Here is a 14,397-nt window from a genome sequence, read left to right as displayed (position 1 = left end):
CGTCGGCGGGGCGGCTCTGCCGTCGCGGCCTCCGCCCAGCGAAGCGGTGCCATGCAGCTTGAAAATACGTTCGACTGTTTTTTTCCGACCGTCAAGTGATAGACTGGATGCGACGTTCGTCGCACGGACGCGGGACGCGTGCCGACAGGGAGTGCAGGGCAGACATGGCGCGCATCGCAGGCTCATCCGGGCCGAAGACCGAGGAGGCGATCCGCAGGGCGGGCCTGCAACTCCTCTACACGCATGGCTATGCGGCGATGAGCCTGCGCCAGCTCGCCGGGGCGGTCGGCATCCAGCAGGGCTCGCTCTACAACTATTTCCGCAACAAGCAGGAATTCCTGTTCGAGCTGATCCGCAGCCACATGCGGGACCTGCATGCGGCCCTCGATGCGGCCCTGCTTCCGGAGGGGAACGGCGTCGCGCGGCTGACGCGCTTCGTGGAGTTCCACGTCGCCTATCACATCGAGCGGCCGCAGGAGGTCTTCATCTGCTACTCGGAGCTGCGTAGCCTCGAGCCCGAGAATTTTTCCGCGATCGTCGCCATGCGGCGCGACTACGAGGACAAGCTGATCGAGATCCTCGAATTCGGGCGCGCCACCGGCGAGTTCCGTCTCGCCGACACCAGGATGGCCGCCTATGCCATCCTGGCGATGCTGTCGGGCATCTGCACGTGGTACCGTCCGGGCGGACGCCTCTCGAAGGACGAGGTGCGCGAGACCTTCCTCGGCATGGTGCTCTCGCTGGTGAGCGGGGTCGGGATGGAAGAGAGCCTTCCCGAACCACCGCGGCTCGCCGAGGTCAGCCGGTCGGGCGCTCGTCGGCGATGACCTTGCCGTCGTTCGGCAGGCTGCCGGGCGCGACGAGCTCGACGGCGCCGCGCAGCTTCGTCACCGCCTGCAGGCTTTCGGCGACCGCATCCGCGAGCGCCCGACCGGGCTCGGCCGTCTCGGCCTTCAGCGTCATGGCGTCGGTCTCGTCGGCACGGGTCACGACGAGGCGCAGGCGCTTCAGTTCCGGGTGGCGGCGGGCCAGCTCGGCCACCTGCTCTGGACGCACGAACATCCCCTTCACCTTGGCGGCCTGATCGGCGCGGCCCATCCAGCCGCGGATGCGCGGGGCGGTGCGCCCGCAGGAACTCGCGTGCCCCAAGGCCGCCGTGAGGTCGCCGAGCGCGTAGCGGATCAGCGGCCGGTCCGGATCGAGGACCGTGACCACGATCTCGCCGACCTCGCCCTCGGGCACCGGGTCGCCCGTGCCGGGCCGCACGATCTCCAGGATCAGGTCCTCGTTGACCACGAGCCCGTCGCGGGCGGAGGTCTCGTAGGCGATGAAGCCCACATCGGCCGTGGCGTAGGCCTGATAGGCCGCGATGCCGAAGCCGGCCACGATCTCCTGCAGGGATTTCGGGAAGGCCGCGCCCGAGACGACGGAGCGCCGGAGCGAGGAGATATTTCGGCCGGCGGCGCGGCCGGCCTCGACCAGGATCCGCAGAAAATCCGGCGTGCCGCAATAGCCGGTGGGCCGGTAGGCCTCGATCAGGTCGAGCTGCTGCTCGGTGTTGCCGGGGCCGGCCGGGATCACCGCGCAGCCGAGGGCCCGGGCCGCCGTGTCGAAGATGAAGCCGCCCGGGGTCAGGTGATAGCCGAAGGTGTTCAGCACCACGTCGCCCGGCCTGAACCCCGCCGCGAACAGGCAGCGCGCCCCGCCCCAGGGATCCTCGCCGGAGCGCTGCGGCTCGAAGATCGGCCCCGGCGAGGTGAAGAGCCGGGGGAAGCGCCCGGGCTCTCCCGGCACGAATCCGCCGAACGGGAGGGCGCCCCGCTGCTTCTCCGGCATCTCGCTCTTGCGCAGCACGGGCAGGCGGGCCAGCGCCGTGCGATCGGTGATGGCGGCCGGGTCGATCTCCCCGAGATGGGCCGCGTAGCCGGGGCTGCGCAGGGCGGCGGCGAGAATATCCGGCAGGCGGGCGAACAGGGCCGCGTCGCGGGCGGCCGGGCTCTCGGTCTCGCGGGCGTCGTAGTGTTCGGGCACGGGGGCCTCCCTCTCGTCTTATCGTTGCCGAGCTTCACGCGATGACGATCTGCCGCCGAAGCCGTATCACACGCCTCCACCCACCCGTGCCAGCAGCCGCTCCGCCCGCCGCAGATGCGGCCGGTCGAGCATCTGGCCCTCGACCCCGACCACGCCGGTGCCGGGCGCCTGCGCGAAGGCGGCCACCACGGCCCGCGCCCGGGCGAGTTCCGCCTCCGAGGGCGTGAAGGCGGCGTTGATCACCGGCACCTGCGCCGGATGGATCGCCATCTTGCCGACGAAGCCGTCCCGCCGGGCTTCGCGGCACTCGCGGGCGAGGCCGTCGAGGTCGCGGAAGGCCGCATTGATCGTATCGATCGCGTCGACCTCGGCGGCGGCGGCGGCGAGCAGGGCGAGGTTGCGGGCGAGCCGGAACGGGGCACTCCAGCCGCCGTCCTCGCCCCGGTTCGTCTCCGCCCCGAGATCGGCCGAGAGATCCTCCGCGCCCCAGGTCACCCCGGCGAGCCGCGGGCTCGATCCCGCGAGCGTGCCGAGCGCGAAGACCGCCTGTGCGGTCTCGGTGGCGATCGGCAGAATGCGGGTCGCGCAGTCGGCAAGGCCCGCCTCGGCCTCGTGCACGGCGAGCCGGGCACCAAGCGCCGCCACGTCGGGGCCGCCCGCCGCCTTCGGCAGCACGATCCCGTCTGGAGAAGCCGGCATCACGGCCGCGAGATCGTCGTCGGCAAGGCCGGTCTCCAGGGCGTTGATGCGCACATAGAGGCGCGGGCGGGCGGGCAGATCGCGCGCGCGGGCAAGGAAACCCGCCGTGGCGGCCCGCGCCGCCGGCTTCTCGGCCATTGCCACCGAATCCTCCAGATCGAGGATCAGGGCATCGGCACCGGAATCCAGCGCCTTGTCGAGCTTGCGGGCCGAATCGCCCGGCACGAACAGGAGCGAGCGCATCAGGCCGTCTCTGCGGGGGGATGCCGCCGCATGAGGGCCTGCCGGCGGCATTCGGCGACCAGCGTCCCGTCCTGCTTGTAGGCCCGGTGGATGAACTCGACGAGCCCGGCATTGGGCCGCGAGCGCGACTCGCGCTTGCCCGCCACCTCGGTCTCGACCCGGATCGTGTCGCCCTCGAACAGGGGCGCGGGGAAGCGCACATCCGTCATGCCGAGATTGCCGATCGTGGTGCCGACCGTAGTGTCGTTGACGGAGATCCCGATCATCAGCCCGAGGGTGAAGAGCGAGTTCATCAGCGGCCGGCCCCACTCGGTCTCGGTCGCGCAGAAATGCGCGTCGATATGGAGCGGCTGCGGATTGAGGGTCATGGTGGAGAACAGCATGTTGTCCATCTGCGTCACCGTGCGGGTGAGCCGATGGCGCAGCACGCGTCCGACCTCGAAATCCTCGAAATAGAGGCCGCCGCGGGGATGGGTGGAGACGGGAAGCGGGTTCGTCATGCGTCATCCTCCGTGCGGATGGTGATCAGGCGCGCGCCCTCGGCAACCTGCGCGCCGGCCTCCGCCGCCACCTCCGTGACCTCGCCGTCGGCGGGGGCGGTGAGGGCGTGCTCCATCTTCATCGCCTCGACGATGGCGAGGCGCTGGCCGCGCGTCACCCGCTCGCCCGGGGCGACGAGGATGGCGACGAGGCGGCCATGCATCGGTGCCTTGACGCTCCCGCCCATATCGATGTGGTCGAGATCGACATCGAAGGGATCGGGCGGCTCCACCGCCACCTGCCGGCCGCCCGCCACGACGAGCATGCCGCGTTCGGTCGGCACCACGTGGACGGGGGCGGGGGGCGCGGGCCGCTTCGCCGGCCTCGATCGCCATGGCCCCGCCGCCCTCGGGCCAGGCCAGCGTCACCGCGCGGGCCTCGCCCTCGACGAGGACGGGCCAGGCCTGCCGGCGCCCGGCCCCGAGCTGGAACCCGTCCGCGACCTCCCAGGGCGAGGTGGGGGCACCCGGCACCCCTTGCGCGCGGGCGATCAGGGCGGCGACGCCCTGCCGGATCGCCTCGGGATCGATCCCGGCGGCGCGGCCGGTGAGCGCATCGAGATGGCGGTCGATGAAGCCGGTGTCGAAGCGCCCGGCCCGGAACTCCTCCGCCTCGGCCAGCGCCTTGAGGAAGGCGACGTTCGCTCGGGGGCCGGCGACGAGGGTGCGCTCGAGAGCCTGCGCCAGCCGGTCGAGGGCCTGCCCCCGCGTCTCCCCGTGGGCAATGACCTTGGCGATCATCGGATCGTAGAAGGGCGAGACCAGATCGCCCGCGCGCACGCCGGTATCGACGCGGATTCCGTCGCCCGTCGGCAAGTCGAGGGCGCGCAGCCGCCCGGTCGAGGGCAGGAAATCCGCCGCCGGATCCTCCGCGTAGAGCCGCGCCTCGACGGCGTGCCCGCGGATGGCGAGGTCGTCCTGACCGCATGGCAGGGGCTCGCCCGCCGCCACCCGGAACTGCCATTCCACCAGATCGACCCCGGTGATCGCCTCGGTGACCGGGTGCTCGACCTGCAGCCGCGTGTTCATCTCCATGAACCAGAAGCCGTCGGTCGTGAGGCCCTCGCGGCCGTCGGCGATGAACTCGACGGTGCCGGCGCCGACATAGCCGACCGCCCGTGCCGCCTCGACGGCGGCCCGGCCCATGGCGGCGCGGACCGCCGGCGACATGCCCGGGGCGGGCGCCTCCTCGATCACCTTCTGGTGGCGGCGCTGGAGCGAGCAGTCGCGCTCGAACAGGTGCACGGCATGGCCATGCGCGTCGCAGAAGACCTGGATCTCCACGTGGCGCGGGGCGAGGACGTATTTCTCCACCAGCACCCGCGGATCGCCGAAGGCGGCCAGCGCCTCGCGTTGCGCGCCTTCGAGGGCGGCGGCGAAATCCTCCGAGCGCTCGACCCGCCGCATGCCCTTGCCGCCGCCGCCGGCCACCGCCTTGATGAGGACCGGATAGCCGATCGCCGCGGCCTCGGCGGCGAGGAAGTCGGGCTCCTGGCGGGCACCGTGGTAGCCCGGCACCACCGGCACGCCGGCCTTGGCGACCAGGGCCTTGGCGGCGTCCTTGAGGCCCATGGCGCAGATCGCCGGGGCCGGCGGCCCGACGAAGACGAGCCCGGCCGCCGCGCAGGCCTCGGCGAAGTCGGGGCGCTCGGACAGGAAGCCGTAGCCCGGATGGATGCAGTCGGCGCCGGCCTGCGCCGCCGCCTCGAGGATGCGGTCGATGCGCAGATAGGATTCGGCGGCCGGCGCCGGGCCGATGAGATGCGCCTCGTCGGCCATGGCGACGTGCAGGGCGGAGCGATCCGCCTCGGAATGGACCGCGATGGTGCGCAGGCCGAGCCGCTTGGCGGTGCGGATCACCCGGCAGGCGATCTCGCCCCGGTTGGCGATCAGGACGGAGCGGAGCCCGGTCATGCGGTCTTCCTCCGACGACGATACCAGGCTTCCGGACTTGGCGCGGGGAACCCCTCTCCCGTGCGGGAGAGGGGCAGGCGATCGAAGATCGCGCGTGAGGGCCCAGGTAGTTCAGCAAGTATCCTGAACCGGGCCGCTGCCAGCACCACGCTCAGTGATTCATGGCGGCACGGTCCGGGGCCCTCACCCCTACCCCTCTCCCGCACGGGAGAGGGGTTCCCGCGCGTCCCGCGCCATCTCGTTCTGCGTTGCTGCATGTCGTCACCCGTTCGCAGGAGGAGGCTCATCGCCGTCACATCCGGAACAGCCCGAACCGCGTCTCCGGCACCGGCGCGTTGAGGCAGGCCGAGAGGGCGAGCCCGAGCACCCGGCGGGTTTCCTCCGGCAGGATGATGCCGTCGTCCCACAGCCGCGCGGTGGCGTAATAGGGCGAGCCCTCGGCCTCGAACTGCTCGCGGATCGGGGCCTTGAAAGCCTCCTCCTCCTCGGCGCTCCAGGTCTCGCCGGCGGCTTCGAGGTTGTCGCGGCGCACGGTGGCGAGCACGCTCGCGGCCTGCTCGGCGCCCATCACCGAGATGCGCGAGTTCGGCCACGCGAACAGGAAGCGCGGGCCGTAGGCGCGCCCGCACATGCCGTAATTGCCCGCGCCGTAAGAGCCGCCGACCAGAACGGTCAGCTTCGGCACCGCCGCGGTCGCGACGGCGGTCACCAGCTTGGCGCCGTTCCTGGCGATGCCGCCGGCTTCCACCTCGCGCCCGACCATGAAGCCGGCGATGTTCTGGAGGAACAGGAGCGGCACCCGGCGCTGGCAGCACAGCTCGATGAAATGCGCGCCCTTGAGCGCGCTCTCCGAGTAGAGGATGCCGTTATTCGCCAGGATCCCGACCGGCATGCCCCACAGGCGGGCGAAGCCCGTCACCAGCGTGGTGCCGTAGAGCCGCTTGAACTCGTCGAACTCGGAGCCGTCGACGAGCCGGGCGATGATCTCGCGGGAATCGTACTGCTTGCGCAGGTCGACCGGCACCACGGCGTCGAGGTCGGCGGCATCGTGGAGCGGATCGCACGAGGCTGTGAGGTCGAGGTCGGGCCGCTTGACGCTGTTCAGCGTGCCGACGATGCGGCGCAGGATCGCCAGGGCATGCGCGTCATCGGTGGCGTAGTGGTCGGCAACGCCCGAGAGCCGGGCATGCACGTCGGCCCCGCCGAGATCCTCGGCGCTGACGACCTCGCCGGTCGCCGCCTTCACGAGAGGCGGGCCGCCGAGGAAGATCGTGCCCTGGCGGCGCACGATCACGCTTTCGTCCGACATGGCGGGCACGTAGGCGCCGCCCGCCGTGCAGGAGCCCATCACGCAGGCGATCTGCGGGATGCCCGCCGCCGAGAGCTGGGCCTGGTTGTAGAAGATGCGCCCGAAATGCTCGCGGTCGGGAAACACCTCGGTCTGCTGGGGCAGGTTGGCGCCGCCCGAATCCACCAGGTAGAGGCAGGGCAGGCGGTTCTCGCGGGCGATCTCCTGCGCGCGCAGGTGCTTCTTCACCGTGACCGGGAAATAGGTGCCGCCTTTGATCGTCGCGTCGTTGCAGACGATCATGACCTCCCGGCCCGCGACCCGTCCGATGCCGGCGATCAGGCCGGCCGCGTGGATCGCGTCGTCGTACATCCCGTAGGCTGCGAGCGCGCCGATCTCCAGGAAGGGCGAGCCCGGATCGAGGAGGCGCAGCACCCGGTCGCGGGGCAGGAGCTTGCCGCGGGCGCGGTGGCGCTCGCGCGCCCGCGGCGGACCGCCGGCCGCGGCCTCGGCGCGGCGCGCCTTCAGGGTGGTGCGCAGCTCTGACCAGGCGGCGCGGTTGCGTCCGGCCTCCGCGGAGGCGAGATCGGCGGTGGTCGGCAGGACCGGCATGGCTAAGGCTCAAGCCGAGGATTTCGCGAAGAGCTCGCGGCCGATCAGCATGCGGCGGATCTCGCTCGTGCCCGCGCCGATCTCGTAGAGCTTGGCGTCGCGCAACAGGCGCCCGGTCGGGTAGTCGTTGATGTAGCCGTTGCCGCCGAGGAGCTGGATCGCGTCGAGGGCGCATTGCGTCGCCCGCTCGGCCGCGTAGAGGATCGCGCCCGCCGCGTCCTCACGGGTGGTCTCGCCCCGGTCGCAGGCCTGCGCCACGGCGTAGACATAGGCCTTGGCGGCGTTGGTGGCCACGTACATGTCGGCGAGCTTGCCCTGGACGAGCTGGAACTCGCCGATCGGCTGGCCGAACTGCTTGCGTTCGTGGACATAGGGCAGGACCACGTCGAGGCAGGCCTGCATGATGCCGAGCGGCCCCGCCGCCAGCACGGCGCGCTCGTAGTCGAGGCCCGACATCAGGACGTTCACGCCGCGCCCGACCTCGCCGAGCACGTTCTCCTCCGGCACCTCGCATTCCTCGAACACGAGCTCGCAGGTGTCCGAGCCCCGCATGCCGAGCTTGTCGAGCTTCTGGGCGGTGGAGAAGCCCTTCATGCCCTTCTCGATGAGGAAGGCGGTGATCCCCCGCGGCCCCGCGGCCGGGTCGGTCTTGGCATAGACCACCAGCGTCTCGGCCTCCGGGCCGTTGGTGATCCACATCTTGGAGCCGGTGAGCACATAGCGGTCGCCGCGCTTCTCGGCGCGGGTGCGCATCGAGACCACGTCCGAACCGGAGCCCGGCTCCGACATGGCGAGCGCGCCGACCTCATCGCCGGAGATGAGCTTGGGCAGGTAGCGGCGCTTCTGCGCGTCCGAGCCGTTGCGGCGGATCTGGTTGATGCAGAGGTTCGAATGCGCCCCGTAGGACAGGCCGACCGAGGCGGAGGCGCGCGACACCTCCTCCATGGCCACGCAATGCTCCAGATAGCCGAGGCCGAGGCCGCCATACTCCTCCTCGACCGTGATCCCGTGGAGGCCGAGCGCCCCCATCTCGGGCCAGAGGTCGCGCGGGAAGGTGTTGGTGCGGTCGATCTCCTCGGCCCGCGGCGCGATCCGGTCCCGCGCGAAGTCGCGCACGCTCTCGCGGATCGCGTCGGCCGTCTCGCCGAGGCCGAAATTGAACTCGCGTGCGGCGTTCGGGATCATGGGCGTCCTCCGGGCGTTTCGACTATCTATACGAACGATCGTTTTTAAAACAAGATGGATTCGCGGATCGGGTGAGGACCCGGATGCGAAGAGCGGCGCGGGCACCCCTCTCCCGCATGCGAGAGGGGTGCCCGCGCCGCTCTTGATGCCGAACTGCCAAGAACCAGGAGGAACGCCATGACCCACCCTCGGGCGAGCTACGTCCATGGCGCCTGCGAGGTCCCGCTCCTCGGCCGGACCATCGGCCAGGCGCTGAGCGCGGCCGCGGAAGCATGGCCCGACCACCCGGCCCTGATCGCGCCGGCCGGCGAAGTGCGCTGGAGCTGGGCCGAGCTGAACGCGCGGGCCGAGGCTTTCGCGGCGGGTCTCCTGGCGCTCGGGCTCGAGCGGGGCGACCGGATCGGGATCTGGTCGCTCAACAACGCCGAATGGGCGCTCACCCAGTTCGCCGCCGCCAAGGCCGGGCTGATCCTCGTCACGGTCAATCCGGCCTACCGGCTGGCGGAGCTCGAATTCGCGCTCAACAAGGTCGGGTGCAAGGCCCTCGTCACCGCCCGCGCCTTCAAGAGCAGCGATTATATCGGCATGCTGACGTCGCTTGCCCCCGAGCTGCGCGAGGCGGCGCCGGGGCGCCTGCGGGCCGCGCGGCTCCCGGCGCTTCGCACCGTGATCGAGATCGGCGGCGGGGAATCGCCGGGCACGCTGCCCTTCGCGGCCGTGGCGGAGCGGGCGGGCGCGACCGAGCGCGACCGCATCTCCGCCCATGCCGGCGCGCTGCAGTTCGACGATCCGGTCAACATCCAGTTCACGAGCGGGACAACCGGCAGTCCGAAGGGCGTGACCCTCACCCACCACAACATCCTCAACAACGGCTATTTCGTCGGCCGCGCCATGCGCCTGTCGCCGGAGGACCGGATCTGCATTCCGGTGCCGCTCTATCACTGCTTCGGCATGGTGATGGGCAATCTCGCGGCGGTGAGTTCGGGCGCCGCCATGGTCTATCCGGGCGAGGGCTTCGATCCCCTGGCGACGCTGCGCGCCGTCGAGGCAGAGCGCTGCACGGCGCTCTACGGCGTGCCGACCATGTTCCTCGCCGAGCTCGACCACCCGGATTTCGCGCGCTTCGACCTGTCGAGCCTGCGCACCGGCATCATGGCGGGCTCGCCCTGTCCGATCGCCGTGATGCAGCGGGCGGTCGACCGGATGCATCTCACGCAGCTGACGATCTGCTACGGCATGACCGAGACGAGCCCGGTGAGCTTCCAGAGCGCGGTGGACGATCCCCTGGAGCGGCGCGTCTCGACGGTGGGGCGCATCCACCCGCACACCGAGGTGAAGGTCGTCGACGCCGAGGGCCGCATCGTGCCGCGGGGCACGCCCGGGGAGCTGTGCACGCGGGGCTACAGCGTGATGCAGGGCTACTGGGGCGATCCCGAGAAGACGGCCGAGGTGCGCGACGCCGCCGGCTGGATGCATACGGGCGACCTCGCCACCCTCGACGAGGATGGCTTCTGCAACATCGTCGGGCGCATCAAGGATCTCGTCATCCGCGGCGGCGAGAACGTCTATCCGCGCGAGGTGGAGGAATTCCTCTACCGCCATCCGGCGATCCAGGAGGTGCAGGTCTTCGGCGTGCCCGATCCCCGCTACGGCGAGGAACTCTGCGCCTGGGTCAGGCTGCGCCCGGGCGCGGCGCTGACGGCGGAGGGCTTGCGCGCCCACTGCGCCGGCCAGATCGCCCATCAGAAGATCCCCCGCTACGTCGAGTTCGTGGAGGAGTTCCCCACGACCGTGACGGGCAAGATGCAGAAGTATCGGATGCGGCAGGCGATGGTGGAGAAGCTGGGACTGGTCGCGGAGAAGACGGCTTAGGAGAGCAGGCGTCACGGTGACCGCAAGCCTCGACGCGCCGCGGCACGAGGACGGGCGGGGGCCGGGGAGCGTCGCGATGACGGAGAACGGCGCCGCGATCCTCATTGACGGTTGTACCAAAGAATGTCAGCATTGCTGACATAATCGAAGGCTTGGGGTGGGGCAGGGCCGGACGAACCGGACCGCCGACGCCTCCGAGGGGGGAGTTTGTGGAGGAAGCCCGATGGGCAGGCAGTCGGCCGTCTCGTCCCTTCGACCCGTCAGCCTCGAGGACAAGTACGATCTGTCCCGTGAACAGGTCTTCATCACCGGCACCCAGGCGGTGATCCGGATGCTGCTGATGCAGCAGGCCCGCGACCGGGCCGCCGGGCTCAACACTGCAGGCTTCGTCTCGGGCTACCGCGGCTCGCCGATCGCCGGGCTCGACCTGAACCTGTACAAGGCCCGGAAGGTGCTGGAGGCGGCCAACATCGTCTTCCAGCCGGGGCTCAACGAGGAACTCGCCGCCACCGCGATCTGGGGCGCCCAGCAGGCCGAGATCCGCGGCGAGGGGCGCTACGACGGCGTGTTCGGCCTCTGGTACGGCAAGGGGCCGGGCGTCGACCGCGCGGGCGACGTCTTCCGTCACGCCAACACGGCCGGATCCTCCCGCTACGGCGGCGTGCTGGCGCTGATGGGCGACGACCATACCGCCGAATCCTCCACGCTCGCCCACCAGTCCGAGTTCCACTTCGTCGACGTGATGATGCCGATCCTGAACCCGGCCGGGGTGCAGGAGATCCTCGACTACGGCCTCTACGGCTACGCCATGAGCCGCTATTGCGGCACCTGGGTCGCCTTCAAATGCGTGAAGGACAACATCGAATCGACGGCGAGCGTCGATGCCCGGCTCGACCGCGTGAGGATCGTGCAGCCGGACGATTTCGCGATGCCGCCGGGCGGCCTCAACATCCGCACGCCGGACGTGATCCTGGAGCAGGAGGCCCGCCTCCAGGACTACAAGCGCGACGCGATGATGGCCTTCGTGCGGGCCAACAACCTCAACCGCATCATCCTGTCGGGCGGGCGCCAGCCGAAGATCGGCGTCATCACGGTCGGCAAGTCCTATCTCGATGTCCGCCAGGCCCTCGACGATCTCGGCCTCGACGAGGTGAAGGCGAACGACATGGGGCTTCGGCTCTACAAGGTCGCCTGCCCGTGGCCGCTCTCGCAGCGCGAACTCCTCGCCTTCGCGGAGGGGCTCGACCTGATCATGGTGGTCGAGGAGAAGCGCTCCCTCATCGAGGTGCAGGTCCGCGAGGAGCTCTACGGCACCGCCAACCAGCCGATCTGCGTCGGCAAGCGCGACGAGGCGGGGCGCTGGCTCTTCCCCGTCAAGGGAGCGCTCGACCCCAACGACATCGCGGTGGCGCTGGGCGAGCGCCTGCTGCGCTACCATCGCAACGACGATCTGGCGGGGCGCGTCGCCGCCCTCCGGCAGGCGCAGGAGATCCTCGCGGCCACGACCGACATCGCGGTCCGCACGCCCCATTTCTGCGCCGGCTGCCCGCACAACAGCTCGACCCGGATTCCCGAGGGAGCGCGGGCCTATGCGGGGATCGGCTGCCACTACATGGCCCAGTGGATGGAGCGCGGCACCGACGGCTGCACCCAGATGGGCGGCGAGGGCGCGAACTGGATCGGCGAGGCGCCGTTCTCGAAGCGCACCCACGTGTTCCAGAATCTCGGCGACGGCACCTACAACCATTCCGGCTCGCTGGCCCTGCGCTGGGCCGTCGATACCGGCACCACCATCACCTACAAGATCCTGTTCAACGATGCGGTGGCGATGACGGGCGGCCAGCCCCACGAGGGCGGCCTCACCGTCGACCGCATCGCCCAGCAGGTCCGCGCCGAGGGCGTCGAGCGGATCGCGCTCGTCACGGACGAGCCCCACAAGTACCCGTCCGGGATGCGCTGGCCGGAGGGTCTGACGATCCACCACCGGGACGACCTCGATACGGTCCAGCGCGACCTCGCGACGGTGCCGGGCGTCTCGGTGCTGATCTACGACCAGACCTGCGCTGCCGAGAAGCGGCGGCGCCGCAAGCGCGGCCGGTTCCCCGACCCCGACAAGCGGGTGATCATCAACGATCTCGTCTGCGAGGGCTGCGGCGACTGCTCGGTGCAGTCGAACTGCGTGGCGGTGCAGCCGCTGGAGACCGAGTTCGGCCGCAAGCGCCGCATCGACCAGTCGAGCTGCAACAAGGATTTTTCCTGCCTCAACGGCTTCTGCCCGTCCTTCGTCACCGTGCACGGGGGAAAACCGCGCACGCACCCGCTGGTGCCGCTCCCGGGCACGCCGGACGAGGGCCTGCCGGAGCCGGTCCTGCCCCCCATCGAGGGCACCTACAACATCATCGTGACGGGCGTCGGCGGCACCGGCGTGGTCACGGTCGGGGCGATCCTCGGCATGGCGGCCCATCTCGAAGGCAAGGGGCTCGGCATGATCGACATGGCGGGCCTCGCCCAGAAGGGCGGGGCGGTGTTCAGCCATGTCCGTTTGGCTCAAGCCCAGGACGACATCCATGCGATCCGGGTCACGGCGGGCGCCGCCGACCTGATCCTCGGCTGCGACCTCGTCGTGACCGGGACCCGCAAGGTGCTCGCCGCCGTGCGGCCCGGCCGCACCCATGTGGTCGTCAACACCGCCGAGATCATGCCGGGCGACTTCACCCGCCGGCCCGACTTCTCGCTCCCGGTGGAGCGCATCAAGCGGGTGATCCGCGAGAAGGCCGGCCCGGCCCATGCGGACCTCACCGATGCCACCGGGCTCGCGGTGGCGGCGCTCGGCAATGCCATCGCGGCCAACATGTTCATGCTGGGTTATGCGTGGCAGCGCGGTCGCGTGCCGCTGTCGCGGGCCGCGATCCTGAAGGCGATCGAGCTCAACCGCGAGGCGGTGCCGATGAACCTCGCGGCCTTCGCCTGGGGCCGGCGGGCCGCCGCCGCGCCCGAGACCCTGGGCGCGCTCAAGGCCGCGACGGCCTCGGATCTCTCAGCCGATCTCGACACGCTGATCGCCCGGCGCGTCGCCTTCCTGACCGACTACCAGGACGCGGCCTATGCGCAGCGCTATGCCCGCATCGTCGCCTCCGTGCGGGAGCGGGAGGCTGCGGTGCATCCGGGCGGAAGCCCGCTCACCGAGGCGGTGGCACGGTCCCTGTTCAAGCTGATGGCCTACAAGGACGAGTACGAGGTGGCCCGCCTCTATACGGACGGGCATTTCGAGGCGCAGATCCGCAACACCTTCGAGGGCGAGGGGCTGCGCTACGAGTTCCACCTCGCGCCGCCGCTCCTCGCGCGCACCGATCCCCGGACCGGGCGCCCGCGCAAGATGAGCTTCGGCCCCTGGGTGCTGCGCGTCTTCCGGATGCTCGCCCGGATGAAGCGGTTGCGCGGCACGGCCCTCGACCCGTTCGGCTACACGCAGGAGCGCCGGGAGGAGCGCCGCCTCATCGGCGAATTCGAGACGCTCGTCGCCGAGATCCTGCGCGACCTGACCCCGGCGAACCACGCGGTCGCGGTCGGCCTCGCGAACCTGCCCCTGACCATCCGGGGCTTCGGGCCGGTCAAGGCGAAGAGCCTCGCCGCCGCCAAGCAGGAGGAGGCGGTGCTGCTCACGCGGTTCCGCGCGCCGGAGGCGCCGCTGGCCGCGGCTGCGGAGTGACCCGGTTTCCAGTCGATCTGTTCCGGGACGAGTCCGCGCGGGGAACCCCTCTCCCGAGTGGGAGAGGGGCAGGGGTGAGGGTGGAGACGGTTCCGCAAGAAGACTGAACCGTCCCGCTGCCAGCGCGACGCTCAGTACCTTGTTCAGAAGCGTAGCACCCTCACCCCTACCCCTCTCCCACTCGGGAGAGGGGATCCCGCGCGTCCTCGTCTCGGAACAGATCGACCGGACGCCGTATGACCCGCCCGGATCGGGCGTGGCGCGGGTCGCATTGTCATCCACCCGTCACACCCGCACCGGAAAGG

At 70.6% G+C, this 14,397-nt stretch carries 9 protein-coding genes and 1 pseudogene; 3 read left to right on the top strand and 7 right to left on the bottom strand.

Annotated features, from left to right (window positions below):
* The first annotated feature begins 164 nt into the window (after positions 1–164).
* A complete protein-coding gene (locus tag MNOD_RS01455; RefSeq protein WP_015927051.1) occupies positions 165–827 on the top strand; it encodes a TetR/AcrR family transcriptional regulator in 663 nt (220 codons plus the stop codon).
* Here the strand turns inward: MNOD_RS01455 and MNOD_RS01450 are convergent.
* The 7 genes and pseudogenes from MNOD_RS01450 to MNOD_RS01425 all read right to left on the bottom strand — a co-directional run bounded on the left by MNOD_RS01450 (position 799) and on the right by MNOD_RS01425 (position 8,511).
* A complete protein-coding gene (locus MNOD_RS01450; RefSeq protein WP_015927050.1) occupies positions 799–2,031 on the bottom strand; it encodes a phenylacetate--CoA ligase family protein in 1,233 nt (410 codons plus the stop codon). The two genes, MNOD_RS01455 and MNOD_RS01450, sit on opposite strands and share 29 nt — an antisense overlap.
* A 66-nt stretch (positions 2,032–2,097) precedes the next feature.
* A complete protein-coding gene (locus tag MNOD_RS01445; protein WP_015927049.1) occupies positions 2,098–2,973 on the bottom strand; it encodes an HpcH/HpaI aldolase/citrate lyase family protein in 876 nt (291 codons plus the stop codon).
* Positions 2,973–3,473, bottom strand: coding sequence for a MaoC family dehydratase (locus tag MNOD_RS01440; RefSeq protein WP_015927048.1), 501 nt, complete (start codon positions 3,471–3,473; stop codon positions 2,973–2,975). The genes MNOD_RS01445 and MNOD_RS01440 overlap by 1 nt, the downstream gene beginning before the upstream one ends.
* Positions 3,470–3,676, bottom strand: a complete 207-nt coding sequence (locus MNOD_RS48670) for an acyl-CoA carboxylase biotin carboxyl carrier protein subunit (RefSeq protein ID WP_244424640.1) — start codon at positions 3,674–3,676, stop codon at positions 3,470–3,472. Before MNOD_RS48670 ends, MNOD_RS01440 begins: the two co-directional genes overlap by 4 nt.
* Positions 3,677–3,824: 148 nt before the next feature.
* Positions 3,825–5,426 (bottom strand): annotated as a pseudogene (locus MNOD_RS01435) (acetyl-CoA carboxylase biotin carboxylase subunit); the annotation flags it as partial.
* A 292-nt stretch (positions 5,427–5,718) separates the two neighbouring features.
* Positions 5,719–7,326, bottom strand: coding sequence for a carboxyl transferase domain-containing protein (locus tag MNOD_RS01430; RefSeq protein WP_015927046.1), 1,608 nt, complete (start codon positions 7,324–7,326; stop codon positions 5,719–5,721).
* A 9-nt stretch (positions 7,327–7,335) separates the two neighbouring features.
* A complete protein-coding gene (locus tag MNOD_RS01425) occupies positions 7,336–8,511 on the bottom strand; it encodes an isovaleryl-CoA dehydrogenase (protein ID WP_015927045.1) in 1,176 nt (391 codons plus the stop codon).
* Positions 8,512–8,688: 177 nt separating this feature from the next.
* On the opposite strand from MNOD_RS01425, the gene MNOD_RS01420 reads away from it, so the two are divergent.
* Both MNOD_RS01420 and MNOD_RS01415 read left to right on the top strand, forming a co-directional pair.
* Positions 8,689–10,383 carry an AMP-binding protein gene (locus MNOD_RS01420; RefSeq protein ID WP_015927044.1) on the top strand — a complete coding sequence of 565 codons (1,695 nt, stop codon included), beginning with the start codon at positions 8,689–8,691 and terminating at the stop codon, positions 10,381–10,383.
* A gap of 223 nt (positions 10,384–10,606) precedes the next feature.
* A complete protein-coding gene (locus MNOD_RS01415; protein WP_015927043.1) occupies positions 10,607–14,092 on the top strand; it encodes an indolepyruvate ferredoxin oxidoreductase family protein in 3,486 nt (1,161 codons plus the stop codon).
* The last annotated feature ends 305 nt before the right edge of the window (positions 14,093–14,397 follow it).

This window comes from Methylobacterium nodulans ORS 2060, assembly GCF_000022085.1.
GTDB lineage: Bacteria > Pseudomonadota > Alphaproteobacteria > Rhizobiales > Beijerinckiaceae > Methylobacterium > Methylobacterium nodulans.
The sequence above is the reverse complement of the archived record's forward strand: the minus strand, read 5'-3'. Positions and strand labels throughout refer to the sequence as shown.